Raw genomic sequence first — 25,414 nt, forward strand, 5'->3', positions numbered from 1 at the left:
CGCTTACAAAATAACTGTCCGTTGGGGATGACTCTAATATAGCGCCTATAAGCTGTATCAATGCTGAATGGTAAAGCCAGGTTAGATGAACAGTTATTAATGTTTAAACAAGTGCTTAGGGATTATTTTTAAGTAAATTCAGGCAAAAAAAAGGACTCATATTAAATGAGTCCAAAAAAGGGATTGATTGTCTAACAATGTCGCTTGGGATGTGGTTACTATAGCGGCTGGCAACTGTACCCCTGCTGAATGAAAAGTAAGCGAGTTTGCAACTGGTGCATTAAGTTTAGTGAGCAGGTCGTTAAGACAGCTTTTTAAACCTTAATACCGGTTTTTAGGCTTTAATAGTCCAATACATCACTAACTTCTTTAAACATTGGTAGTGAATAGCAACCTGATTGCAAGGCTGTACAAAAATGCACTAGTTTTGTTTTGTCATTAGCTACTGATTTAAAAATGATTATTTTTTATTGCTGTTGGTAATTTGGCCGATTAATGTTATTTGGAAAGCCTAATCATTTAATGATGATAAGCCAGTGCTATTAAGCAGTGAAATGTGATTTTATCGGCTTAATTATGCCAATAACGTGAATTGTGAGTTAAAAAACACCAACAAAAAATGCAACTTAGTTAGTCTATTAGGCTGGATTTTGGCAGCTAAATAAGTAACAGTGTGGCTATTAAAGCCAATAGTCACGCGATAAATAGCAAGTTTCTCAGCGTATTGGTGAAGATGCCTCGATAGAAAGGCACGAATAACAACGATAAGGATATGTAGTAATGGAAGGTATTTTATTGGGCTTAGGGTTAGCAGTAATCATTGCTTACCTCTGGTATGTCAGCTTAATTAAAAAACGCAATGCGGGTCGAGAAGCATTATCTGGCATCGATGTGCAGCTAAAAAAGCGTTCGAACTTAGTGCCAAATATCTTGAAGATAGCGCAAAAGTTCATGGACCATGAAAAGTCATTACTGACTGAAATCACCGAGCTTAGAACACAAGCGATAGCGGGTTATAGCGACACAGATCCTGATGCCGTTAAAAAGCATCTGCAGGTGTCTGAACAGTTGAATCAGAAAATGTCGCAACTTATGGTGAGCGTTGAAAATTACCCTGAACTTCGTTCAGATAATACCATGCTACAAGCGATGCAAACCTATAATGAGGTTGAAGCGCAGCTTTCAGCGGCACGTCGTTTTTATAATAGCGCTGTATCGGAGCTCAATACCGCCGTTGAAATTTTTCCTGGTTCAATTATTGCGTCAATTGCAAATGTAAAAGTGATGCCTTTCTATGAGGCCGATGAAGCAGCGAAAGCGCCAGTAGATGCGGCTGACTATTTAAAGTAACACAGAGCAAAGAAACGCTTTGGCCATTGCATAAGCGTATTAACCAATAAATACGATTTAACATAGTTACTTTATGAATATCTTTAGTTTTATTTTTGGTGCGCAGATCAAAGCTTTGCGCAGCGGTGACAGATTGCAGGCTTCTAGCGATGAACTTGAAGCATTTAAAGCACACTACCAACAACATATTGAACCGCTAACCAGCAAGTTTGAAAGCGCACGAGTGGCCAGTCTTAAAGCGTGCCGTGGCAGGTTGTACCTAAGCGCTGCTATCTATGCGGCGCTGTTGTTGTTAGCCTTGATGTTTAAACCCATGCTTAATCTTGGTTCAGCACCGGAGCTATTTTATTTAGTGTTAGTGGTATTGCTGCTGCCTTTTATATGGTGGCTATATCGTCCAATCAGACACTATAAACAAGACGTCAAACAGCGAATTTATCCGCAAATATTCAAATATTTTGGCCGTGATTTTATTTTTAGTCGCGAACACAAAATGAGCTTGAGTAAATTAAAGGCATCTAAAATTCTGCCTTATTATGATAATGCTAACTTCGACGATTATGTACAAGGCACCTATAAAGGCGTTGAAATAGCACTCAATGAACTGCACCTTACTAAACAGGTGCAACGTGATAAACGCACTGAAACTCAGACTGTATTTAGAGGGGTGATGGTTGAGCTTAGCAGCCACAAGCCGTTTGATGGTCATACTGTGGTGGTTAAGAATCGTGGTGGGCTGATCAATTTCTTATCAGGAAGCTTTAAGGGACTTGAGCGCGTCAAGCTTGAAGATCCTATTTTTGAGAAACAGTTTGATGTGTTCTCTACCGATCAAATAGAAGCGAGATTCCTACTGACGGTGACTTTTATGGAGCGCTTACAGGCATTATCGGCAAGCTTTGATAACAAGATCCAGTGTGCCTTTTATCAAGACCGTCTACTGATTATGTTGCAGAGCAAAGATAATCGTTTTGAGATGGCATCGATATTTAAAGGGGCGACCTTTGAATATGAGTTTAGCCAAATAAACAAAGAGATGAAGCAGCTATTTGCCATTGTTGACCAGCTAAAGCTAGATAGGTCGATAGGGTTATGATTAAAGTTTTGCTGCTATGTGGCCTTAGTCTTTTTAGTTTTTATAGCTGGGCACAAAGCAGTAAGCCACATTTTGTGGCTAAACCATCTAACAAAAGTGTATTGGGTAGTACCGCAAAAAGCAGTAGCCCTAAACCGGCATTAACTGCACCAAGTAAGGTTTACCATTATCAAAATGCTGATGGGGTGGTGGTTTTCTCTGACAGGCCGCCAGAGACGGGTCATTACCAAGTGCGAATATACGACTGTTATGCCTGCAAACCTAACTCTAATATCAACTGGCAATCGATACCGCTTTATACTCAGCAGTATAAAGACGACATTCGTCTCGCTGCGCGGACTTACCAGCTTGAGACCGCGCTAATTAGAGCTGTTATTCATGCCGAATCATCCTTTAAAGCATCTGCCATCTCTAAGACCGGTGCTCAAGGTCTAATGCAGTTGATGCCAGCAACCGCAAAAGAACTTGGAGTGACCGATGCCTTTAAACCGAGTGAGAATATTCAGGCTGGCAGCCGTTATTTAGCCCAGCTTTTAGCGCGTTTTGATGGTGACATCACGTTGGCTTGTGCCGCTTATAATGCTGGAGCATCTAGAGTCGAGCAGTATCAAGGGGTGCCACCCTTTGCTGAAACTAAAGCTTATGTCGAACGGGTTAATATCTTGCTGCAGCGCTATCGTAAAACCTAGAAAGTCCTTCGAAGTTCTGAAGAGTCTTATGCAGTAGCAGCTTGTTGAATACTCATTGTTGAGTTGCCCTTGATTTGGCGCTGCTTGATGTCAAAGTAAACCATAGGCATAACGACCAAACACAGAGTTATATTTGATAGTGGCATGGCTAACCATACCCCATCTACCCCAATGAGCTTCGGTAAAATGTACAGAAATGGCAGCTGAATTAGCATATTACTGCAGGCAACTATCAACGCCTTCTTACCTTGGTTTGTCGCCATAAAATACACCGAAGCTAGCGCAATAAAGCCATCTAGCGGCATCGCAAACAGGTGCATACGGATCCCATCTACTGCAGTCGATATTAATACAGGATCTTCATTATTAAATAGGCCAACCATTAGCTCTGGCAAAAGATTGAGTAACAAGGTCCAGCTTATGCCAGCAATAAAGGTGACTTTAACTGATAGTTTGAGCATCTTGCTGATATTCTCATGTTGCTCTGCGCCGTAATAGTAACTCACAGGTGGTTGTAGTCCTTCAGCAACCCCTTCGGCGACAAAGTAATACAGCACCATCAAATAACCCACAATAGCAAAAGCACCGACAGTGATAGACGAACCGTAGTCCATAAATAGACGATTATGTAGTGCAAATACAAAGCTAGTGTATAGGTACATAAACAGGCTGGATGAGCCAAGTAAAAGTATCTGTCTGCTAAAGCTTAGGTTGAATAGGGTGAACTTTGTAGGCCACTTTATGTTGCTGTAACCTGATAAAAAGTAACCTAACCCTATCAGACAGATAGTGATTTGAGCCGTTATGGTCGCGACCGCGGCGCCGGTTAATCCCATATCCCAAATACCAATGAAAAGGTAGTCTAATATGATGTTGATAACAGCGCCTAAGGCCATCAATATTGTCGCCAAATTCGGGTTTTCATCGTTGCGAATTAAAAAGGGCAGCGCTGCAGATAAAACCGTCGCAATGGTGGCCCAAGCATACACAGCGATATAGTCTTGCCCCATCTGCAAGGTGGTACCTATGGCGCCTTGAGCTTGTAATAGTTGGCTGCTGTAAAATAAGATGATGAGGGTAGAGGCAGCCGATAATAGCAGCATAACAATCATACTGGTGGTAAGTATGGTTGGCGCTGTGGTCAAATCGCCTTTGCCACGTTGTATCGACAATAGACTACCGCTGCCCATGCCGACCATAATGCCAAATCCCACCACAAAATAGAGAACTGGCCAAGCCATATTAATGGCTGCGAGGCCTTCAAAACCTATGTAATGGCCAATAAAAATTCCGTCAACAATCAGATATAAGCCATTGACCAACATTGCAGCAATGGCGGGCAGAGTATAACGCCAGAACGTTTTCTTAATGGATTGCTCTTGCGCCGATGTTGGTGTGAATGCTGACATTACTTTTACAGTGTTGAAGTAGGAATGTGGGCAGGTTACTCTGCTATTGAGATTGAACAAAGTTAGTTTCTATCTGTTTTTGATATAGGAGTTTGTGGTGAACTGGACATTGGATGAACTAAACGCATTTGTGTACTCGGTAAAATTAGGCTCTTTTTCAGCGGCTGGGCGACGCATGGGTAAAGCGCAGTCTCGCGTAAGCACGGCTATCAGTAATCTAGAGGCCGATCTTGGCTTTGAGCTGTTTGATCGCAGCGCCAAGTTACCCATACTAACGGCGCTTGGTGAAGAGATGTTTATTGAAGCGCAAGCTGTACTTGCTCAGTGCCAACGACTACATGCTCGTGCGATGACAGCCACATTAGGCGAAGAAGTCGCTCTTACTGTGGCGATGGACGAAGCTGTACCAGTTAACGCTTTCGAGAATTTTTTCCTGCGGGTATCCACTCAGTTCCCGCTGTTAAAGCTCACCATTATCAATGGCTCTCAAGAGGATATTGCGTTATGGGTCGATGAAGGTCGAGCGGATATTGGCATTATGTTCCACACTGCAATGTTACCTGATGCACTGGAATTCATGTCCATTGGGCAATTCAAACATAGCTTAGTGGTATCGCCAAAGCATGCACTCGCACAGATCAACACACCAACGTTAGAGCAGTTAATGCAGTATCGACAATTGGCGATTTGTGACCGTACAGGTCAATCACAAAGCCAACCTCTTTCGGCAAGCTATTGGTATATTGATAGTTACTACTACATTGTCGCTTTGGTATTACAGGGCGTGGGTTGGGCACTGGTGCCTGAACATGTGGCAAAAACAGAATGGTACTCCAATGAGTTGGCTGAGTTATCAACAGAGTATATTCCCGATCCGCTGCTAGTAGAGATCGGTGTGGTGAATCGCCGCGATAAAGAGATTGGCCCTGTAATGCGCTGGTTTTTTAAAGAATTAGATCGCTTATTAGCCGACAGTTAATGCTAGCTGGATCTTCGATAGTTGCTGGAGAAGCGCAGTATAACTGAGTAAAACAGCATGAAGTTGTGGCTGATGCTGCTAGCGTTCTTTCACCGACATACCTGCTAACAATTGAGCGCATTACCATTGGCTATTCGTGACGCTGATTTGCTAAAGTGGTGCGCAAAATAACAACAAAAGACCTCGGTAATGAATATAGATCTAGCAGCTTGTTTTCGTCGCACCTTATTGCCTTTAACCACTGTGGCATTGACTGTCGTGACCACGGTGAGTATTGCCGCTGAATCACATGTCGCCCCTTCTGAAGAGGATATGCGACTGTATGATATTGCCACTGCACCAAGCGCTGCGCGTTTACATAGCGATGTTGAAAAACTGGTTAGTTTCGGTACTCGGCATACGCTATCTGATACAAAGTCAGACACCCAAGGCATTGGCGCTGCAAGACGTTGGATAAAAGCTGAATTTGAGCAGATATCTAAAGCTTGCGGTGGTTGCTTAGAGGTGATTACCCTCGGTGATACGGTCACGGGCAAACGTATTCCTAACCCCACTGAAGTGGTCAATGTTATCGCTATTCAGCGCGGCAGTTCAGATCCGAAGCGTGTGGTGATGATGAGTGGCGATATCGACTCGCGGGTAACCGATGTGATGAATTCGACCTCAATCTCTCCCGGAGCCAACGACAATGCTTCTGGCGTTGCGGGGGCAATTGAAGCTGCGCGGGTGTTATCGCAATATCAATTTAGCGGCACGATTGTTTATGCGGCACTTTCAGGAGAGGAGCAAGGCTTATATGGCGGCGCCATGTTAGCGCAGTACGCACAAGATAAAGGCTGGCAGGTACAGGCAGTATTGAATAATGACATGATTGGCAATATTGAAGGTATTAACGGCGTTATCAGTAACCACTCGGTGCGGGTTTTCTCTGAAGGTGTGCGCATTGCAGAGACCAAAGGTGAGGCCAAAGAGCGCTACTTTAGTGGCGGCGAGAATGATTCAGCGTCACGTAACCTTGCCCGTAAAATCAAGACACTGGCCGATCAATACATGACTAATCTTGATGTCATGCTGGTATATCGTCTAGATCGCTTCGGCCGTGGTGGTCATCACTTGCCCTTTAACAAAGCGGGTTTACCGGCTGTACGGATAATGGAAACTAATGAGAACTATAACCGCCAACACCAAGATATTCGTGTTGAGAATGGTATCGCTTATGGTGATGTTATCGAAGGTGTCGACTTCAACTTTAATGCTAAACTCACTGCACTTAACGCCATTAGTTTAGCGTCAATGGCATGGGCGCCAGCACCGCCAACCGAGGTTAGCATCAAAGGTCAGGTATCCCCGAGTACCACGTTGAATTGGACTCATGCTTCGCAAAAAGATGTTGTGGGCTATCGGGTATATTGGCGATTAACCACTGAGTCAGAATGGACCCACAGTCGCTATGTTGGCAATAAAACTGAATTTACCCTAGATAACATGGTCATCGATAACTACTTATTTGGTGTTGCCAGTATCAGCGCCAATGGTAATGTCAGTCCTGTTGTATTCCCTGGCGCAGCGGGTGCATTTTTTTAATTTTAGTCGCATGAATGTGGCAATGGCTGGGTATTGATTCAAGGATGCAGTGCCGCGAGCCTGCTCAATATGTTGTAGTCAATGGGGATAACATTCAAAGCAAACAGCCCATACTAATACCAACCTGTATAATCATTTAGTTGGGCTGTTCGAGTTAACGGTTTGGTATTACTCTGGAACTTCTTGTTTAACCGAGGTTTTACCGCCCGGTTGGCCTAAGCGTCGCTCAAGATAGTCGAGCATCTCTTTAGCGATGGTATCTAACTGCCATGGTGGATTGATGATCCACAATCCCGCTGCGGTCATACCAAATTCGTTGCTATCTGGTTTTATAGATTGCTCAATACGTAGCTGATTTTTAATGCCGCTGTCAGCAAGTAGTTTAAGCATACCTTCTGTTTGCGCGCGGTCGACCACAGGATACCAAAGCATAAATACGCCAGTAGAAAAGCGTTTGTGCGCCTTGATAATTGCTTTAGCTACATCTTGGTAGTCGGTTTTAATCTCATAGCTAGGGTCGATTAAAATAACCCCGCGACGCTCAAGAGGTGGCACGGCACCTATCATGCCTTTAAGGCCGTCGCCCTTAATCACTTTTACGTGTCTGTCACCAGTGAACTGCTCATCCAATGTCAAAAAATCAGTACCATGTAACTCGTGTAATACCATGCGGTCTTTTTGGCGCATATTCATATCTACAAACGCAGGCGAACCTGGGTAGAACTCTAACTCTTGCTTGCCTTGGTTAAAATGGGTTACGTCAGCGATGTATTGCACTAAAGACTCTGGTAGGTCATTGCGATCCCATAATCTGGCTACACCCTCTAAATACTCACCGGTCTTTTTAGAAAACTCATCGGTAAGTGCATAGCCGCCAGCACCAGCATGGCTATCAATATAAGCCATCGGCTTGTCTTTTTTATGCATCAATTTCAGCACTTGCAGCAAAATAGCGTGCTTGAGAACATCGGCATAATTGCCAGCGTGATAGCCGTGACGGTAACTTAACATGAGAATTCCAAACTAGAATGGACAGCAATAAACTGCGTAATCTAGCTATTATAAGTTGTATATGTCATCAGGTATAGGTATTCACTCTCGCTGGCATTTGGCATAATGAAGTGAGTCCACTAAAAGTCTGGAATTACTTTTGCAAATACCCATTTTTTTTAATCCACAATACCCGTCACTCGCTGATATTAGTGAGCGCTGGGGATTGGTGTGGGATAAAGAGTCACAGTTTGAATTGCGCTTTGAACACAATACGTTAAGCCTATATAAGCGCGATGAGCCTAAATTAGATGGTATCAGCGTTGATTTTGTTTCAGGAGCTGTGGCTCATAGGCGCAAATTTGGTGGTGGTCGTGGGCAGTCAATTGCAAAAGCTGTTGGGCTGAAACAAGGCGTCACGCCAACGGTTGTTGATGGCACTGCAGGCCTTGGTCGTGATGCATTTGTGCTTGCAAGCCTAGGCTGTAAAGTGATTATGGTTGAACGTCACCCCGTGGTGGCGGCACTGTTAGAAGACGGACTGCGGCGCGCTTATGAAGACAGCGAAATTGGCGACTGGATGCAACAGCGTATGAGTCTATTTCATGGCTCAAGTATTGATGCGCTAGCTGATGCCGCTGCAGCTTCTGGAACTGAGATTGATGTGGTCTATCTTGACCCCATGTATCCTCATAGAGAGAAATCGGCATTAGTTAAGAAAGAGATGCGGGTATTTCAAACCCTAGTTGGGGCCGATCTTGATGCCGATGGCCTGCTTAAACCTGCGCGAGCATTAGCGACAAAGCGCGTAGTGGTGAAGCGCCCTGATTACGCCGAAGATCTTGATGGAGTCAAACCGAGTATGGTGCTTGCTCAGAAAAAGAATCGCTTCGACGTGTATGTTAAGGCGGCAATGACCTCTTAAGCTGCTGTATCGATGAATAAATATTTTTAATAACAAAGCCCAGCTATCACTATTTGGGCTTTGTTTTATCTGTTGCGTGTTGATTACTTGCTAGCGGCTATTTTTACTTCAGAACCGATGAAAATAAAGCTAATGCCTTCGAATATAAATGACACTCCAACAAAAATACCCAAGATAGATAAAGAGAAATCTGCATCATTCATTAAGCTAAAAAAGTAAGTTGCTATTGCTGTTGATATCAAGCCACCAACTGCGACCCAGCCCCAGCTACTCAGAGTATTACGATTGCTGAAAGCAAATATCATACGACTGATACCGTTGAGCATCATGATGGTAATCATCAAGGCTGTAATGGTTAGTACGCCAACAAATGGTTCAACTAAGATCAATATACCGCCAATGGTATAGAGTAACGCACTGACTACATACCAAAGTTTTTCACTCCATTGTGGGATACCTACAGCGTGGTATAGCTGAATAAGGCCAACCCCGATAAAGCATCCACCAATAACACTCGCGATGGTAACTCCTGCTGCAATTGGCATCGCAATAGCGATAATACCGGTGAGCGCTACAATAATGCCTATGATTGCAAACCAAATTGAATCTTTACCAAAAATGGTGTTTTGTTCGTTTTTCATATCTAATTTCTCTGTTGATTCTTAATAATTAGTTTGCTGCTGCGATGACTGTGCAGCCATAGCCTTTATCACAGTTAATGGTGTAAACCTGCTTTACTTTGCAGCCCTTAACGCCCATTTGGTATTGTGGACGCTCGTAATTTCTTGCAAAGCCGTCCATATTTATCTTTTTGCTGCTGATTAATGTTGAAGTGACGTCTGTGCAATCATTTTCAAATTTGAACCTGTTTTCAGCAGACTTAGTTGCTTCAGGTTGATATGACTGAAGATATTCGGCGGGTGACTGGCAACCGACTAGAAATACACTTAATGCTAACGCTACGCCTAGAACTTTCATTTTTACTACCTTTTTGTAAGTTGGATTTAACTAAATTGATTGGATTATTGCTGCTGTTATCGAGTGCTATTTAGGCACTGAGTACTCTGTGATTTTGGCTATAAACTCATTTTCACCCTGTAGAAATTTGTCGCCCTGAAGCAGTGTAGCGCTGAAGAAATGAGGGTTATCGTTTAACAGTTTTATAGAGGCTTTCTCGCTGAGTTCCTCAATACTGTTCTTGCTATGAACAAAATAAGAAGTTGACGGAACTAGACCCAAGTTAGCGGCTTCTGCATCTGAAACTTTCTTCAGTTGAACGTCTGCGGTGATAGATTCGGCGACCTCTAATACATCATCGAGATAGTAAGATTCCATAGATACATAGAGCTCACCGCTTACGTTGATGATCTCCATTTTGTTCATTTCACTGTTAAACGTATTAATGTCGTTTAGGTTGTTGTCGATAATGGTATCTGCAATTACAGAAGTAGACGCTAACGCTAATAGCGCGATAGAAAGCGATCTTAAAGTTTGTTTCATGGATGGAGCCTCTAAACTAATTCGTGGTTGGTTTAAATGATGGGGCTATAGTAATGAGAGGCAGGATTGATAACATATTGAATAAATAAAATTGTTATAATCGATATATTATCTATATCAAGTTATTGTTATTTAAGATTTAAATGAAAATTTATTGGTACGAGAACAGTGTTGCTTCTAGCTTGACGGGCGATCAAGTAAATCGCGCTAATCGCTGTAATAGCGATATTCATTATTAGCTCATAAGCTATCGCGTTAGTGACGGCTCTTCAGGAACAAAGCAACACGCAGAGATGAAGGGGATTCATCGGGTGATTACCCACCGAAATTGAAAAATTCGATAATGGGTGAGTAAAGTGAAGTTGTGAATACTTGTGAGCAGTCATCGTTCATTGAGCAGCTCGATGAGAATATACATAGACAGTCAAAGTTAATGGTCGAGATTTCCATACATCAAAATGGTCAACATGCCGTGTAAAACTACTCTATATTGCCAGCCACTCTGTAGTTCACTTGAACCTTAGTCATGTTGCTGTAACATTTTACTAACAATCGTCCGAGTTTTATATCTATAAAATTCAAAATGTTGCGAGCTATTCAACCGTAAGCGCTATTGATTTCGTGTAAATAATAGCTGCTTATCTATCGTTAATCTTTATTTTGGTATATTGTATTCTATGTGAGTTCATTAAGGATGTTGGCTCATAAATAACAGGCGAGCTCTGCTGTTTGAGTCTGGATTACGTCTGCAATAATCCACTTACAAGGAATTTACGATGAAACCAAATCACCTCGTGGTGGCGCTTGGCCTATTTAGCGCATCGTCGCTGGCTTTGCCAGTGAGCGCCATGGAATCTGAGATTGCTACTCCACTTAGTAAAATATCTTCACAAGCAACACTGACCCAACCTATGGGAGCTATGGGCGCCGTAGGCCCTGTGGGTACTGAAGGTTGTGAGTCCTTTATCGGCTTAAGCGGCTGGGGGTTAGTCGATAAGCTTGCGAGCTCTGATCCTCAATGTGTGAGTCCGCTTTATAATTTACGCGGTAGTGATGCAACAGCTTTATTCAGCGAAAGCAATATTCGCACAGCTTTAGCTGGCGTTAGAGATCGCGCGTTGAGGTACACTGGTGTCGATACAGACGGCATAGAATCCTTGATCTACTATATACGTGCCGCACTTTACGTGCAGTTTTACAGTCCAGATGATGTGCCTACATATTCCTCTGGTGTGGAATCTGATACTAAGGTGGCACTGAATAACCTCTTCAACAACAGCGCTGCTTGGACGGCTAGCGATGAAAACGCTGGCGTTTTGAAAGAGGGGTTAATTCTGGTTGATTCCTCTGGTCTAGGTGCCGAATTTAATTGGACGACGAAGAAGGTGCTGGCGGAATACGACAGCAGCTGGGAAGCCTCTTGGGGGATGAATGCTGCAGCTAATGCTATATTCACCACCTTGTTTAGAGGTCAGTGGGACGATGATCTAAAGGCGCTATTTACAAGTGACTCCTCGATTATGGACGACCTTTATAGCTTTCAATCTCGCAACCGCCACCTGTTAGGTACTGATGCTCAATATGTGTTAGTGAATGCGGTACGTGAAATGTCTCGTTTCTATTATGTCGATGCACAGTTTGCCAAAACAACCTCTTTGGTTAAATCTGTTTTAGCGAGTACCTCTAAAAATGACTCCACTGACGTACTGTGGTTAGCTGCAGCAGAGATGGCTGATTATTACGATCGGGCTAACTGTAATGTTTATGATATTTGCGGTTTTAAATATGAGCTAGAGCAAGACACCTTACCGTTTAACTACAAGTGTTCAACGAGTTTGAAGCTTAGGGCTCAATCTATGTATAACGACCAAGCTGCATGGGCTTGTGGTGTACTTGGAGGGCAAGAGACTTACTTCCACAGTAAGCTCAATACGGGTAATCAACCCGTGGCAAATGATAATAATAGTGATTTGGAATTGGTCGTTTTTGACAGTTCTAACGACTACCAATCTTACGCGGGTACTTTCTTCGGCATCGCGACTAACAATGGCGGCATGTACTTAGAGGGCTCTCCTGCGGGGCTGAAAAATCAGGCACGATTTATTGCTTATGAAGCTGAATGGCGTCAGCCAGATTTCCATGTATGGAACCTACAGCACGAATATGTACATTATCTTGATGGTCGCTTTAACCTTTATGGTGACTTTAGCCGTAGTATCTCCGCCAATACAATTTGGTGGATCGAGGGCTTAGCTGAGTATATCTCTTATCGTGATGCTAATAGTCGTGCTATTGAGATGGGAGAAACGCAAGAGTTTTCCTTGTCGACCATTTTCAAGAATGACTATGACTCAGGGCAAGACAGGATCTACCGTTGGGGATATTTAGCGGTGCGATTTATGTTTGAGAATCACCATGACGATGTTAGTCAGATACTAGCGCTATTGCGCGATAATAAGTATGAAGAATACCAAGCATTGATGGATAGCATAGGGACAAGCTACGACAATGAATGGCGTGGCTGGCTAACCAGTGGTCTCAGCAGTAGCAACGACGGTATTGTTGATAAAGGCCCTGCAGACTTGGATGCCCAAGCGAGCGGCACTAATGGCAATTGGGCGGGAACTCCTTCGACCATAAGCAGTGATTTCTCTGTGTGTGAGCCGACAGATGAAGCGAGTCGCCATGATCCAAATAGCTCATCTATGACACTTGATACACCAATAGAGTGTGTCGACTCTAAGCTGGGGCGAGCAAGTTTCTCTTTCGCGAATAAAGATAATGGTACCGGCTCAATATGGATCAGAACTCGCGGTGGTTGGGGAGATGCTGACATCTACTATAATTCAGGAGGTTGGGCTAGCGGTGAGCTCAATGAAGGCTTTGGTATCGGTAATGGTAACTATGAAGTCATTGAAGTGCAGCTAAACCCTGAGGAATACTGGCACTATATCACGCTCTCCGGTGATTTTGGTGGGGTAGAGTTTATTGCTAGCACAACGAAGATCACCGTGGAGACTGATCCTGGTACACCAGACCCTGTTGATCCCGTGGACCCAGTTGATCCGATAGATCCCGTGGTGCCTCATTGTGGTACAGCAACTACAAACTATGGTCAGATAAATTATGGTCAGAGTGAGTGTCTCAGTGGTGGGCGTAACAGCTTCTACGTTTATGTTGAAGAAGATAATACCCCATTGACTATTAGTTTGGCGGGAGGCGATGGCAATGCCGATCTGTATTATAACGCTGACACTTGGGCTGGCACTGATAGCGCGCAAGCATCATCGGTCACAGCTGCTAATAACGAGTCCATCACAGTCGTTGCTCATCGAGGCTGGCGTTACTTTACTGTCGATACCAGTACTGAATTTAGCGGAGTAACGCTGACAGTTGTCAATGATGCGAGCACTACCCCTGTGGACCCAGTAACTCCAGTCGTACAGATTGTGGATCAATGTGCCATCAGTGGTGTGGTTTCTCGTGCTGAGATAGTGGATGGGGAGCCACTTTGTACCGGTGATGGTCGTAATGATTACCATATATATGTCGAGCAAGGGGCGCAGAGTTTGTCTATTCGCAGTGGGCATGGTAGTGGAAACCTAAGCATCTACGCTGGTACTAGTTGGTCGAATGCTGCAAGTTATGATTATGCCTCAACTAACGCCGATACTAATCAGGAGTCGATCACTGTTTCCAACCCTCCCGTTGGTTGGTATTACATTACCGTGCAGAGTGAACCCAGTGCAAATGGGGCCACGATTCAGGTAGATATCGAATAACACACTTTATTGGGGCTCAACGTGAGCCCCTTTTCCAGTTTAATTTCAATAGCGTAATAGAGGAATAACCATGAATAGGTTATGGATACTTCTGCTGGTGTTTATCGCCAATATTGGCTTTGCCGATGAAGACAGTAAACAGCGCCAAGCGAGTTCATTATTGGATGCGATCAATGCAAAAGGAATGCTACTGCAGGCACAATATAAATTGCAGGCACAATATACTCATCTGCTTAAAGATTACCAGATCCCAAAAGCGAAGCGGTCGTTAGAGCAATCGTTCCGCGAGCAGGCATTTAACTTTTCTCGAAAAAACTTGAGCTGGAAGCAACTTGAGCCTGCCATTATAGAAGCTTACTGTTTGCAGTATTCCGAGGCTGAGCTTGCACAGTTAACCGCCTTTTTTAGCTCAGAGGTAGGGCGGAAGTTCTTAATGGTCCAGCCGCAACTCGCAGGGAGTGTTGACCAGCTAGTTAACCAGCAAGTTATATTAATAAATAACCAGTTTAGTTATCTGATCGAGGAGTTTGTGTTGCAGGCAGGACTCACTCAGCCGTCAATAACTCATCATGAAACAGGAACAAGGCTGGCGCCGCACAGCCGGCCAATTGCTCCACCTTCAAAGCCAACTAAGAATATCACGCAATAATTGTTTGTTTGGAAGAGTGTTGTTTTGGTAAATAGGTTGGATAACATTGGAGATAGTGGCTAGGAAAATGACCTCGTTATCAAATGTATTTAATCATAACGAGGTGCTTGTGGTAGCTACTCTTTCCTTGGGCTTGCTTGGCTGATTGGTGCCTGGACTGGAGCATGGCTACTTGGATGGGAAACAACTCCTTGCCCATTAGCTGGTGAGGGCTTTTGTTGAGCCGAACCATAAGGTGGTGGCAGTGGTTTTGATTCAACGTTTGCTACTTCCTCTATTTGCTCCACCTGGTGATTTTTAGGGGGATCGAGCTGCGGCTGTATACTGGCAACCTCCTCTGTGGCATTTATTTCTACCGAGGGTTGGCTAGCGCTGATCCTGGCAGGCTCAGTCGTTGAGGTTAAAGAAGGATTTTTAGTTTGCTCTAAGCTAAAGAGCACGATACCTGCCAGTGCTACGGCTATAATTCCAACCACTATTTTATTATTCATGTTGTTAACATCCATGTGTATTACCAATTCTTTAACTTAGCAGTAGCGCAGATTGTATGCAATTTAAATTACGGGGTGATCTCTACGCTATTGATAATTAATCGAATTACACTATTCTTCTATAGGGTGTGCTATTAAGGTTGTTAGGCCTTGCAGGTCAGGATAACTTGTAGTTTTGCTACTAAAAATGTTAAATTCGCATCCGCTAATTACTTCGTATAATCCCAATGATATGGTTTGGGAGTTTCTACCAAGAGCCTTAAATTCTTGATTATGAGGTCTGTGACTTTGATGTCTTATTAATAAAGGTAGAGACCTATGAATTATTTAAACTTGCCCAAAATCGATCTTCATTGCCATCTAGATGGTAGCGTCCGTCCGCAAAGCGTTATTGACATTGCCGAGCAACAAAATATTACGCTTCCAAGCACTGAACTTACTGAAATTCAGTCACTGATGGTCGCGCCAGAACCTTGTTTAAACCTTGATGAGTATTTAACTCGATTTGAGCTCCCACTATCTGTGATGCAAACAGCAGAAGGTATAGAGCGAATCGCTTTTGAAGTTTTTGAAGATGCTGCGAATGAAAATGTTAAGTATCTTGAAGTGCGCTTTGCACCGTTATTGCACCTGCAAAGTGGATTAACACTGGAGCAAGTAATCGGTAGCGCCGTAAAAGGCATGAAAAGAGCCGAAGCTCAGCACGATATCAAAGGTAATTTCATCCTATCTATTATTCGCAACATGCCTAAAGATAGAGTGAATGAAGTTATTGATGCTGGTGCCAGCTTTATTAATCATGGCGTGGTGGCATTTGATTTAGCGGGTAGCGAGCTTGCTGGTTTCTGCGAAGGGTTCATCCCACATGCTAAGTATGCGGTTGAAAAAGGCTATCGAGTAACCATTCACGCAGGTGAGCAAGGTGTTGGTCAAAACGTGCATGATGCAATTGCAATGCTTGGCGCTGAGCGTATTGGGCATGGCATCGATATTAAAACACATCAACAGGCGTATGATTTAACTAAGAGTAATTCAGTAACGCTTGAAAGCTGTCCAACCAGTAATGTGCAAACGAAAGCGGTTGATAGCTTGAGTGAGCACCCGTTTAGTGAATTTTATAAAGATGGTGTGTTGATCACCATCAACACTGACAACCGCACTGTTTCTAACACTACGATGACTGATGAAGTGCGTAAGGTGATGCAAGAGTTTAATCTTAGCCGTGAAGAGTACTTCGAGATCTATAAGATCAGCGTACAGCACTCATTTGCATCAGACGCGGTTAAACAGCAACTGCTGGCCTTAGCTGAGTAAGCAATATATGTCAGGCCAAAGCACAGCTTTGGCCAATGACGAAAACAAGATAATGGCTCAAACCCTGTTTGAGCCATCCTTAATTCCACCTCTTTAGGTTACAGTCGCACATTACTTGGTTATTCTTGGCATCAATGAGTCTTTTCATTATTTAATTGTTGGAGCGGTAACCTATGAATAAACCAGTTGAACAAACCATTGGCAGCATTGCTTTGGTGGTTAAAAACTACGATGACGCTATCGCGTTTTACACCCAGAAACTGCAGTTTGAGCTCATTGAAGATACCGATCTGGGAAATGGTAAACGCTGGGTTTTAATCTCACCGCCTAATTCTAGCGGGGCTAATCTACTGCTAGCGCAAGCGAGTAATGCTGAGCAAGAATTCGCGGTGGGAAATCAAGCGGGTGGCCGAGTGTTCCTATTCCTGCATACCAACGATTTTTGGCGTGATTACCACCTGATGCAAGCCAATGGCGTCGAGTTTACCGAAGAACCTCGGGTTGAAGAGTACGGTACTGTAGTGGTATTTAAAGATCTTTATGGCACTAAGTGGGACTTATTGCAGTTAACAGAAACAAGTGTGTAACGGCATATTCTTTGTGAAAAAGCTTATTTTTTAGTTGTTTGTTCATAAACTCAGTGGGATTAAAGTAAATGTTGCTAGGGGGAGGAGTGACTGCTAATCATTGAAATATGTTTATTAAGTATATATAAATAATTGTCAGAATGAATTTACCCGCCTGCTGTTATTGTCGTAGAGTATGTTGGTAAGTTTATCTGCCGGTACTAATTATATTAGGCCGAGCAATCACTATGGAATTTGAAAGGTTGTAACTAAATGGAATTTTCGCAATCGCGTTTTCAAGATGTATTTTCTAGGATTTACGAAGCTGTTTTCAATGGCATAGGGTACTTCGTTGGTATTGTCCTTACTCTGTATTTATTCTCAGATGTGGAGGGATTTTTCGTACTCAGTTACTTGGGGTTATTTTCTCTACGATTATTTCAGTTAGTACTATTGGGTATTTATTGCTCAAGTATAAAAATGGTTCGAAGCTGCTTTGCCTAAACGAGGATAAATTTGTTTATCGAGATGGGCAGAAAGTCACCGAGTTTGCGTGGCAAGAATACCAAGGCTACAAAATCTCAAGGTTTCCACCTTATCAAATTATTATAAAAGATAATATTTATGATAAAACTCGCTTTAGTTATTACGCATTTTCACCTCAGCAGCGCCAGCAGATTTTTGCAATACTGGATATTAAATCGCAAGCGGTAAAGTAAGCAGGGCTCATCGTCATTGTGCTAAATTCATAAAGCAAAGGAGTGTGATTTGAATTATACAGACTGGTTAAGAGCTGAGCTCCCACCGTTAAGTGCGAGAACCAGCACTGAAACCCTTGAATATATAACCCAGGCAAAATCCGAAACTAGGAAATTGACGATACCGCTAGTGTTCCTTTCTGCAGTTGCTCTGATGTACCTAATGAATGCTGTGCCCTCATCTTATGGTTTCGCTCCGTTTGAGAGTGTTGTTTATTGGGTGGCATTTATAGTAGTGGTTAATGTTGGTTTTGTTGGAACTGATAAACTCGAAAGCGTCATCATTAAAAGGCGATTAAGGGCACTGGTCAGAAACAACAAGCAAGGGTAATGGCTGATATTGATTGTTATGGGTAGCTTTGACAGATAAAGTTTTCATAGCCATATATTTCATAACCTATTCATCGAGGTGGCTATTTTAAGTGTTTCCTTTATTGAGCCAAGCTGTTCGCTTGGCTCATCTGTCAGTTGACAGTGATTCTAAAGCTTATTCACTTTCGCCCACAATAATTAAGTCACCGGTATCTTGGTCAATATAAGCGCCAATTGGCTGAGCTTGCTTCTTTCTTTCAGCCGCTTCGATAATTGCTGGGATCACCTTGTAAAAGAGACTAATTGCCATACGTGGGGTTTCACTCATTGGATAACCACCATTCATTGCGATGACAACTCCTGTCGCTTTATCCATGGCAAGAACTTGGCCGTGAATGCCTATCATCGCTAAGATTTTATGCTGGTTAATATTGAGTACTCGAAACTGATCTTTATACCAACCGTCGGCGAGTTGCGCTTCTTTGCCTTTACTCCACGCTTGGCGCACGGTGTCATTACCTTGTAATAAGCTATCTATAAATGCTGTTGGTACCACTTGCTGCTCGAGATAGTTCTTGCCGTCGTTTAGCAGCATTCTACCGATACGGGCAAGATCTTTTGTTGTAGCATTTAAACCACCGGAAGCCATCGCACCGCCTGCGTGATCTGCCATTAGGTAGACATCGTTACTCACGCCCACTCGCTGGAAAATTTGTTCAAGGTTGGTTGCTAGGTTCTTGTAGGTTACATGTTCAACGATTTTACCAAGCACTTCTGTGTTAACACATTGGTAATCGTAGGCCTTGCCCATGGGAGCGTTATACTCGGTGACAAGAGGGAAGTAGTCACTAATGCCATTGGGGTAATCTTTGCTACCATCGCGATTGTATGACTGCGAAGTTGTCATGCGGTTATCCCAAGATTGATGTGCTGGCACGTCCATAATGACTGAGGTTCGCATATCTGATACTTGTTGTATGGTCGCATTCTCCCAAGCTGTCCCCTTAAATTCTGGAAGATAATCAGTCACTTTCTTGCTCATGTCGAGTTTACCTTCTGCCACCGCAATTTGTGCTGCCATTGAGGTGAATGATTTAGTCACCGACATGTCGAGGTGGGGGGTATCTTGGTTCATGTTGTTCCAGTAGTGCTCATGCAGTAACTGGTTATCTCGCAAGACGACCATTGAGTGGTTCTTAACTCGATCGCGTAAAAAGCTGCTAAGTGACATTTCTCCTTCAATATCGCTCACCATAATAGCGTCTAGATCTAACCTTTTGCTGTTGTCAAAAACTTCAGGGAGCATGCCGTTAGTATCGAGTTTATAAGAGTGGGTAAACTTGTAAGCTTGAGGAAAAGTCGACGCGGCATTTTCGCCTTGATCCCAGTTGTTGATAGTGATTGCATGATGTGCTGCGTTATTGACAAAGTCGGTATCAGGGCCTTGAAATTCAGCTGCATATGTCAATGAACTAGCGATTAAAACCGGCAGTGCGATAAGTGATTTTTTCATGATGTTTCCTCTAGCTGAGCTGTTGTCACTTGATGCAGCAAGAATAGCGATGGCTGGGTTACTAGGCTTTTACTCTATCGTTAGTAATTCGTAGTAATGTTATTTTGTGGGTGAGCGGGGTTGCTAATTATGATAAAACCGCCAGGACTTGTTGTATCTGCTAGCGTCATAGCGTTAAACAGTGACCGACTGCTTATCCAGCCGCTGTTTCTATCAGTACTGCTTACATCTATAACGAGAAATGAATCGCTGCTAGCATGGTACGCAGCCAATGGTGAAGCCTGGCTTTCGCTAGTGGCGCTGGCATAGTTGATGATAACCAGTTTTTCGGGAGCATTGAGCGCAGATATCAGGCGCCTTTTTAAGGTTTTATAGAGCCCACTATGCAGCAGCATATCGGCTAATATAGGTTGTATTTCACTGTTCAATCCCAGTTTTTTTGCAAGCGCATTTAGCTGGCAAAGTTGTAATCCACAATGGGTTCGAGTTATGTCATCCATCTCCTTACCAAACATGATTAACACTGACTCCTCAGAAAGTGCGGCTAAGGCTTGTTGGGTATAGTAATGAGTGTTTGCAGCAAGAGCGGGGAGCACTTTGAGTGAGGATATTGGAGAGCTTATTATTTTTTGAGCACGCAAGGCATTGGCCACAATTGTTATTGAGGTGATTTGGCTGCTCACTAAATGGGTTTGCTTTTCATAGTGTGGCGTGAGAGTAACAAGATCTCCGCTGGTATTATTGTCAGTATTACGGCCATTGGTTTTTTGATTGCTGCTAACGAATGGCACGGTGATGATGAATATGAGCAGCAGTAATGAAATAGCGAAGTCTAATCGGACTGTTCTATACATAGGTGACACCTTGAGTGATAGCGATAATAAAGCGTTTTTTTTGCGGCCAAAATTCATATTGTAGGTTCTCAATGGAAGTCAAAAGCTTGTAGTCGCTAGGCTGCAATTCTATGCGCTATAGGAGAGTTAATGGGGCGTTTGAATGTTGATATTGATCAACGTGATACCAATGATGATCAGTAACATGCCGAGAATGATGTCGAGGTTCACAGCCTGGCCTCTTAGCGTGCCGATAATAACGATGAGGATGATGCCAATACCACACCATAGTGAATAGGCAATTGCGGTCGGTATCTGTTGGGTTGATAGCGCCAAGAAGTAAAAGGCACTGGTATAACCCAGTGCGCAGCAAACCGAGGGAGCAAGGCGACTAAAACCTAATGTCATCGGCAGTAATGTGGTGGCAATCACTTCCGAAATAATCGCAATGGTTAGGTAGATATAGTGACTCATATGCTGCTCTTGGTGACTTTACTTCTTTGGTCGATCTTACCGTTCGCTATCTAGACAAACATCACTAAGGTATTTAGTAAGTAGCGGTTATCCGTTTATCGAGGTTTAACGTAGTTGACCCAGTCACTAAGTTCTCTTGGATCGCCATATACTTTTACCCAGCGTAGAAAGCTTTGTGGGCAACGAGTATGCAGATTTAGCTGGCACCACGCATCAAGAGCGGCTTGGGTCGTGTAACCATTACAATAAGCATCAAACCCCTTATCAGCATGTCGCCAAAACTTGTGATCAATACGGCCTCGTTCTGCGAGGAATGGGTGCTCGCCTTTCGGGAGAGTAGACTTGCGGAATCCATGGCTGAGTGCATTGAGTACTTGCTGCAAAATATCGACTCCTATATCGGTCATAGTCAGTTCGTCAATGCGATTGATATCGTCACCAACTAGCAGGTAAATACGTTCAATGAGGTAATCAATGTTCGTTGATATCACGACGTCATAAGCCAAACTATCGAGCCTAGCTAGAATGCGGTCCCGATACTCCTCTTTACTAAACAGCTGATCTTTTAAAGCTTGGTTGAAAAGCCGAGTATTAGGGTGTTTGCTAGTTAGCTCTTTTTGTAACAGCGGGTAGCTGCGTAGATATTCCTTCGGCAGTAATGACAACAACTGCATTAATTCGGCTGTATTGATGATTAATGTACCTAGCTCTGCATTGGCTTTAGTCGATAGTGTGCTTTTCATTATTGATTTCTAAATTTAATAAGAGAGGCGCAAGTGTATTCAGCCAAAATCCACTAGCATATTTTTAAGCTGATAGTGATGTGTAGTGCAAAATGCTATGGCAAAGTTTATCTGCAATATTTATTCTCTCGCCATGGAAGGCCTTTCAGCACATTCAAGGGGCTTGCTATCGGTAATGCTGCAGTTTTACTGTCATGGTTACTGCTCTTACAACCGAGCGTATGGCAATGAAAGCTGTTTAAGATTGCAATTCCTTATTTGAAGTGGCGATCTAATATGTTGATTAATAGGTAAATATAATGATTTTTCATCTCTAAAAATGACTAAGCCTTTTAGTGATGCTTGGTAACTCCCGTCTGTTTAACATTGCCTCATCTTAACAAGCTGCTGCGATAGCTCCCTTTCAATTAGAGGGTTATCAATTCGAAGCTTGATAAATTAGCGAGGAACCTCCTCATTATTGAATGCCGCTTAAAATGGATTTAAGTGGTAACACAGGCAAGAAGCCTTTGTTATTTAGAGAGAGTAAATGATGAACAATCCAATTTTAGTTAGAACCGCGTTATCGGCATTAGTCCTGAGCGCTGCCATGGGAACAGCAATGGCAAGTGAATTCACTATCAACCCTATGGTCGGTGTCGCTAAGAATAAAGCAATGGGAACAAGCGCAGCGTTAGGCCTAGAAGCTGGGTATAAAGATTTTATTTTGGGTTATAGCTACACTGGTGACAGTAATAAAGACGATCTGAGTAAGCATTTTGAACCGTTACAGCCAATGCCATTCGATAATGCAGCACAGCAAACTAAAGCACATTACAACGATGATTATAAAGCGCATACCGTTTATGCCGGTTACCAATTTGCGCTGGGCTCGGGTTATCTTGCATTGAAAGCGGGTGCTGAGTTTTCTACATTAAAAATGAACGCCGGCGTAGGTGTTTATGATGTGATACCAGGCGGACAAAATCTGGTGGAGTCCGGTTCAATTTCTACATCGAGCAACACAGTTGTTAAGCCGATGGTTGGTGTTGGCTACTATATGGATAATGGCTTGAACTTTAACCTTCACTACACCATTCATAGTGGCAACAGAGACATGAATGGCAGCGCTAAGCGCAGCGACAACAATAGTGCTGAAAAGGCGACATTTAATGGTCAAATCCCAGATAAAGATTTCAGCACATTAATGTTTACTGTGGGTTACCGCTTCTAGCTCTATATCACTTTAGTTAGGCCTATAAGCACCACTTATAGGCCTTTTTATTGCTGAAAATAAACCTGTGTTTGCTATTGAGCCGAATTTAGTTGCCGTTATTTGAAATAGAGAATGCATCATGAAACACCTATTTATTGGTTTTATCTTGTTATTATCATCTGCCAATGCCAATGCCAATGCCAATGCCAATGCCAATGCCAATGCCAATGCCAGCGCACACAGTGAGAGCTTTGAAACTTATGGTGATGTTGGTCAGTTTGCTATTCCATTGACGGCGTTATTTATTGCGTGGGCAAAGGATGATCCCCAAGGTATGTATCAGCTGGGTAAAGGTTGGGCATACACTCAAGCTGTCACCCATGGCCTAAAGTTGACGGTGCACGCGAGACGCCCTAATGGTGTAGATTGCAATAGCTTTCCAAGCGGGCATACGTCAAGTGCATTTAGTGGCGCGGCTTTTTTACATCACCGTTACGGTTGGCAGTATGGTTTGCCTGCCTATATTGCCGCCACAGGAGTCGGTGCTTCGCGCATTGAAGCGAGTAAGCATTGGCAGTTAGACGTATTAGCTGGTGCGGCAATAGCTTATGGCGTTAGCTACTTTGTAACAGAGCGTTGTACTATAACAAACCTACAGCTAGCCCCTGCACGTTTTGGAAAAGATGGTCAGGGGCTGATGTTTAGCTACCGCTTTTAATCAAACTATGCACTGGTTGTTTTAGCTGAATGGCATAGCTGTCTATAGTGTAACCATCCTCTTGGTATTGCCTTTCAAACTTAAAGCCTAGTTTTTCCAGTACGTGAATTGAGCCTGTATTTTCTGGTATTACCTCACCATAAACCTTATCAATAGTCATGTGCTCTTTGGCATAATCAATACAAGCTTGATTTGACTCAGTGGCGAAACCTTTGCCCCAGTGATCTGGATGGAAACGATAGCCAATATCGATAGCATCAATGCGAGTTTCATTTTTAAAGCCACAAAAACCAATAACAGTGCCGGTCTCTTTTAACACGACAGCCCAGCGCGCAAAGCCGTATTTAGCGTACTCTTTAAGCCAAATATTTTTGATGATATTTGTCGCATCTTCAATACTTTCGCACATTCCAGCGTCGCCCGTGTAGCGGTTAACCTCTTCAGGGGCATTGAAATTATAAACTGCCTGCGCATCATCTAGATTGAATTCTCGAATAATCAACCGTGCTGTCTCTGTGATGATTTTCATGTTACTTCCCTTCTCATTTCGGTATTGGCTTTTACTTTATATAGAAATATAAGCTAGATACAGTTTAACAATATCTAATCTAATACAGATTTCTAGTAAAGGTTGCCCTAAAAAGCTGGTTCCTCCTTGCTGATAGTTTTATAAGCGTAACATTTGCATAGCAGTGGAACGAGGGTAAAACAATAGAGCACTAGGACACAGTTTTTATACTGATAGGTATAACTCGTCCTCAAATCAATTATCATCAACTTGTTTTCAATTAGCGCTCAGATAGTCGAGAGAACCAGTAATGAGTTATGAACATTTTAAAGGCCGATATGAAGTCGAATTTAAGTTTCGTTTGCATGATAAAGCGAGCTTTTTAAAGATATTGAACGCAATAGACCATGAAGTCATGTTGCAAGATAACCTTGAATCTGACTGCTATTTTGATAATAAAGGCGAACTGCTTGCACAAGGAAAGAGTGTCTGTATACGCGAAATGGAGCCATCTGGCATTAAGCTCTGGATTGTTAAAGGCCCTGAGTCTGATCGCTGTGAAGCCACCAATATTACCGATGCTGTTAGCGCTAAGAGCATGCTTAAAACGATGGGCTATGAAGTTGCATTATCGATGCAGAAGACCCGTAGTATCTACTTTGTCGGCAAATTTCATATTACTGTCGATTATCTTCAAGGCTTGGGATATTTTGCTGAGTTCGCGATCATGACCGACGATGACACTTTGTTGGAGGAGTATCGGCTGCAGTTGCTGGAGTTAGCATCGAGGTTCGGCCTAACCAATGACGATATAGAACATCAATCCTACCGCCAGCTACAGTCTCAGCTTTCATTGTGAAAACAAGCGGCTGTCTAGCGTTTACGCTCTAGTGGTACTTAAGGGCGCGAAGTGCCTGGCAATTGCTACTTGTTGCTACAGTTATGCGCAATTGAATCGTCGATAGGCTATTGTAAATCTCCCTTTTTAATCTCAAAAACTTGAATCCTCTAAACCCTCGACTAATCTTTGTTGAAG

Annotated in this window: 25 protein-coding genes and 1 riboswitch; of the genes, 14 read left to right on the plus strand and 11 right to left on the minus strand. The window is 43.1% G+C overall.

What is annotated here, in order from left to right:
* The first annotated feature begins 780 nt into the window (after positions 1-780).
* The 3 genes from L2730_RS08640 to L2730_RS08650 all read left to right on the plus strand — a co-directional run bounded on the left by L2730_RS08640 (position 781) and on the right by L2730_RS08650 (position 3,135).
* Complete coding sequence (locus L2730_RS08640; RefSeq protein ID WP_248974221.1) at positions 781-1,350, plus strand: LemA family protein; 570 nt, start codon at positions 781-783, stop codon at positions 1,348-1,350.
* A 73-nt stretch (positions 1,351-1,423) separates the two neighbouring features.
* Positions 1,424-2,446: a DUF3137 domain-containing protein gene (locus L2730_RS08645; protein ID WP_248974222.1), complete on the plus strand. Its 1,023-nt coding sequence runs from the start codon at positions 1,424-1,426 to the stop codon at positions 2,444-2,446.
* A complete protein-coding gene (locus L2730_RS08650; protein WP_248974223.1) occupies positions 2,443-3,135 on the plus strand; it encodes a lytic transglycosylase domain-containing protein in 693 nt (230 codons plus the stop codon). Before L2730_RS08645 ends, L2730_RS08650 begins: the two co-directional genes overlap by 4 nt.
* 26 nt (positions 3,136-3,161) lie before the next feature.
* On the opposite strand, the gene L2730_RS08655 is transcribed toward L2730_RS08650, so the two are convergent.
* A complete protein-coding gene (locus tag L2730_RS08655) occupies positions 3,162-4,544 on the minus strand; it encodes an MATE family efflux transporter (protein ID WP_248974224.1) in 1,383 nt (460 codons plus the stop codon).
* A gap of 97 nt (positions 4,545-4,641) precedes the next feature.
* On the opposite strand from L2730_RS08655, the gene L2730_RS08660 reads away from it, so the two are divergent.
* Positions 4,642-5,523, plus strand: coding sequence for a LysR family transcriptional regulator (locus tag L2730_RS08660; protein ID WP_248974225.1), 882 nt, complete (start codon positions 4,642-4,644; stop codon positions 5,521-5,523).
* A gap of 189 nt (positions 5,524-5,712) precedes the next feature.
* Positions 5,713-7,107: a M28 family peptidase gene (locus L2730_RS08665; RefSeq protein ID WP_248974226.1), complete on the plus strand. Its 1,395-nt coding sequence runs from the start codon at positions 5,713-5,715 to the stop codon at positions 7,105-7,107.
* A 168-nt stretch (positions 7,108-7,275) separates the two neighbouring features.
* Here the strand turns inward: L2730_RS08665 and L2730_RS08670 are convergent, their stop codons facing one another.
* Positions 7,276-8,118: a 23S rRNA (adenine(2030)-N(6))-methyltransferase RlmJ gene (locus tag L2730_RS08670; protein WP_248974227.1), complete on the minus strand. Its 843-nt coding sequence runs from the start codon at positions 8,116-8,118 to the stop codon at positions 7,276-7,278.
* Positions 8,119-8,257: 139 nt separating this feature from the next.
* On the opposite strand from L2730_RS08670, the gene L2730_RS08675 reads away from it, so the two are divergent.
* The gene (locus L2730_RS08675) at positions 8,258-9,022 is read left to right on the plus strand and encodes a class I SAM-dependent methyltransferase (RefSeq protein WP_248974228.1); all 765 of its coding nucleotides are present in this window, start codon (positions 8,258-8,260) and stop codon (positions 9,020-9,022) included.
* 83 nt (positions 9,023-9,105) lie between these two features.
* Here L2730_RS08675 and L2730_RS08680 read toward each other — a convergent pair whose 3' ends face one another.
* From L2730_RS08680 to L2730_RS08690, 3 genes are all read right to left on the minus strand, one after another.
* A complete protein-coding gene (locus L2730_RS08680) occupies positions 9,106-9,663 on the minus strand; it encodes an HdeD family acid-resistance protein (protein WP_248974229.1) in 558 nt (185 codons plus the stop codon).
* A gap of 28 nt (positions 9,664-9,691) precedes the next feature.
* Entirely contained in the window at positions 9,692-10,000 is a 309-nt protein-coding gene (locus L2730_RS08685; RefSeq protein ID WP_248974230.1) for a hypothetical protein, read from the minus strand.
* Between the two features lie 66 nt (positions 10,001-10,066).
* Positions 10,067-10,522, minus strand: coding sequence for a hypothetical protein (locus tag L2730_RS08690; RefSeq protein WP_248974231.1), 456 nt, complete (start codon positions 10,520-10,522; stop codon positions 10,067-10,069).
* Between the two features lie 776 nt (positions 10,523-11,298).
* Here L2730_RS08690 and L2730_RS08695 point away from each other — a divergent pair.
* Both L2730_RS08695 and L2730_RS08700 read left to right on the plus strand, forming a co-directional pair.
* Positions 11,299-14,304: a M9 family metallopeptidase gene (locus L2730_RS08695; RefSeq protein ID WP_248974232.1), complete on the plus strand. Its 3,006-nt coding sequence runs from the start codon at positions 11,299-11,301 to the stop codon at positions 14,302-14,304.
* Between the two features lie 70 nt (positions 14,305-14,374).
* Positions 14,375-14,953, plus strand: a complete 579-nt coding sequence (locus tag L2730_RS08700; protein WP_248974233.1) for a DUF2059 domain-containing protein — start codon at positions 14,375-14,377, stop codon at positions 14,951-14,953.
* 116 nt (positions 14,954-15,069) lie between these two features.
* On the opposite strand, the gene L2730_RS08705 is transcribed toward L2730_RS08700, so the two are convergent.
* A complete protein-coding gene (locus tag L2730_RS08705) occupies positions 15,070-15,444 on the minus strand; it encodes a hypothetical protein (RefSeq protein ID WP_248974234.1) in 375 nt (124 codons plus the stop codon).
* A 194-nt stretch (positions 15,445-15,638) separates the two neighbouring features.
* Positions 15,639-15,738: riboswitch (purine riboswitch) on the plus strand.
* 24 nt (positions 15,739-15,762) lie between these two features.
* On the opposite strand from L2730_RS08705, the gene add reads away from it, so the two are divergent.
* The 3 genes from add (at position 15,763) to L2730_RS08720 (ending at position 18,413) form a co-directional block, all read left to right on the plus strand.
* Entirely contained in the window at positions 15,763-16,758 is a 996-nt protein-coding gene (gene add / locus L2730_RS08710) for an adenosine deaminase (RefSeq protein ID WP_248974235.1), read from the plus strand.
* Positions 16,759-16,931: 173 nt separating this feature from the next.
* Positions 16,932-17,345, plus strand: coding sequence for a VOC family protein (locus L2730_RS08715; protein ID WP_248974236.1), 414 nt, complete (start codon positions 16,932-16,934; stop codon positions 17,343-17,345).
* 747 nt (positions 17,346-18,092) lie between these two features.
* A complete protein-coding gene (locus tag L2730_RS08720) occupies positions 18,093-18,413 on the plus strand; it encodes a hypothetical protein (protein ID WP_248974237.1) in 321 nt (106 codons plus the stop codon).
* Positions 18,414-18,569: 156 nt separating this feature from the next.
* Here the strand turns inward: L2730_RS08720 and L2730_RS08725 are convergent, their stop codons facing one another.
* From L2730_RS08725 to L2730_RS08740, 4 genes are all read right to left on the minus strand, one after another.
* Entirely contained in the window at positions 18,570-19,907 is a 1,338-nt protein-coding gene (locus L2730_RS08725; protein ID WP_248974238.1) for a serine hydrolase domain-containing protein, read from the minus strand.
* Between the two features lie 80 nt (positions 19,908-19,987).
* Positions 19,988-20,761, minus strand: a complete 774-nt coding sequence (locus tag L2730_RS08730) for a phytochelatin synthase family protein (protein ID WP_248974239.1) — start codon at positions 20,759-20,761, stop codon at positions 19,988-19,990.
* Positions 20,762-20,887: 126 nt separating this feature from the next.
* Positions 20,888-21,214: a DMT family transporter gene (locus tag L2730_RS08735; protein ID WP_248974240.1), complete on the minus strand. Its 327-nt coding sequence runs from the start codon at positions 21,212-21,214 to the stop codon at positions 20,888-20,890.
* 95 nt (positions 21,215-21,309) lie between these two features.
* Entirely contained in the window at positions 21,310-21,957 is a 648-nt protein-coding gene (locus L2730_RS08740; RefSeq protein WP_248974241.1) for a hypothetical protein, read from the minus strand.
* A gap of 529 nt (positions 21,958-22,486) precedes the next feature.
* Here L2730_RS08740 and L2730_RS08745 point away from each other — a divergent pair.
* A complete protein-coding gene (locus L2730_RS08745) occupies positions 22,487-23,170 on the plus strand; it encodes a hypothetical protein (RefSeq protein ID WP_248974242.1) in 684 nt (227 codons plus the stop codon).
* Between the two features lie 121 nt (positions 23,171-23,291).
* A complete protein-coding gene (locus L2730_RS08750; protein ID WP_248974243.1) occupies positions 23,292-23,870 on the plus strand; it encodes a phosphatase PAP2 family protein in 579 nt (192 codons plus the stop codon).
* Here the strand turns inward: L2730_RS08750 and L2730_RS08755 are convergent.
* Entirely contained in the window at positions 23,854-24,399 is a 546-nt protein-coding gene (locus L2730_RS08755) for a GNAT family N-acetyltransferase (RefSeq protein WP_248974244.1), read from the minus strand. The two genes, L2730_RS08750 and L2730_RS08755, sit on opposite strands and share 17 nt — an antisense overlap.
* Positions 24,400-24,688: 289 nt before the next feature.
* On the opposite strand from L2730_RS08755, the gene L2730_RS08760 reads away from it, so the two are divergent.
* On the plus strand, positions 24,689-25,237 hold the full coding sequence (locus L2730_RS08760) for a class IV adenylate cyclase (protein WP_248974245.1): 549 nt from the start codon (positions 24,689-24,691) through the stop codon (positions 25,235-25,237).
* The last annotated feature ends 177 nt before the right edge of the window (positions 25,238-25,414 follow it).

This window comes from Shewanella kaireitica, assembly GCF_023284045.1.
GTDB classification, from domain to species: domain Bacteria; phylum Pseudomonadota; class Gammaproteobacteria; order Enterobacterales; family Shewanellaceae; genus Shewanella; species Shewanella kaireitica.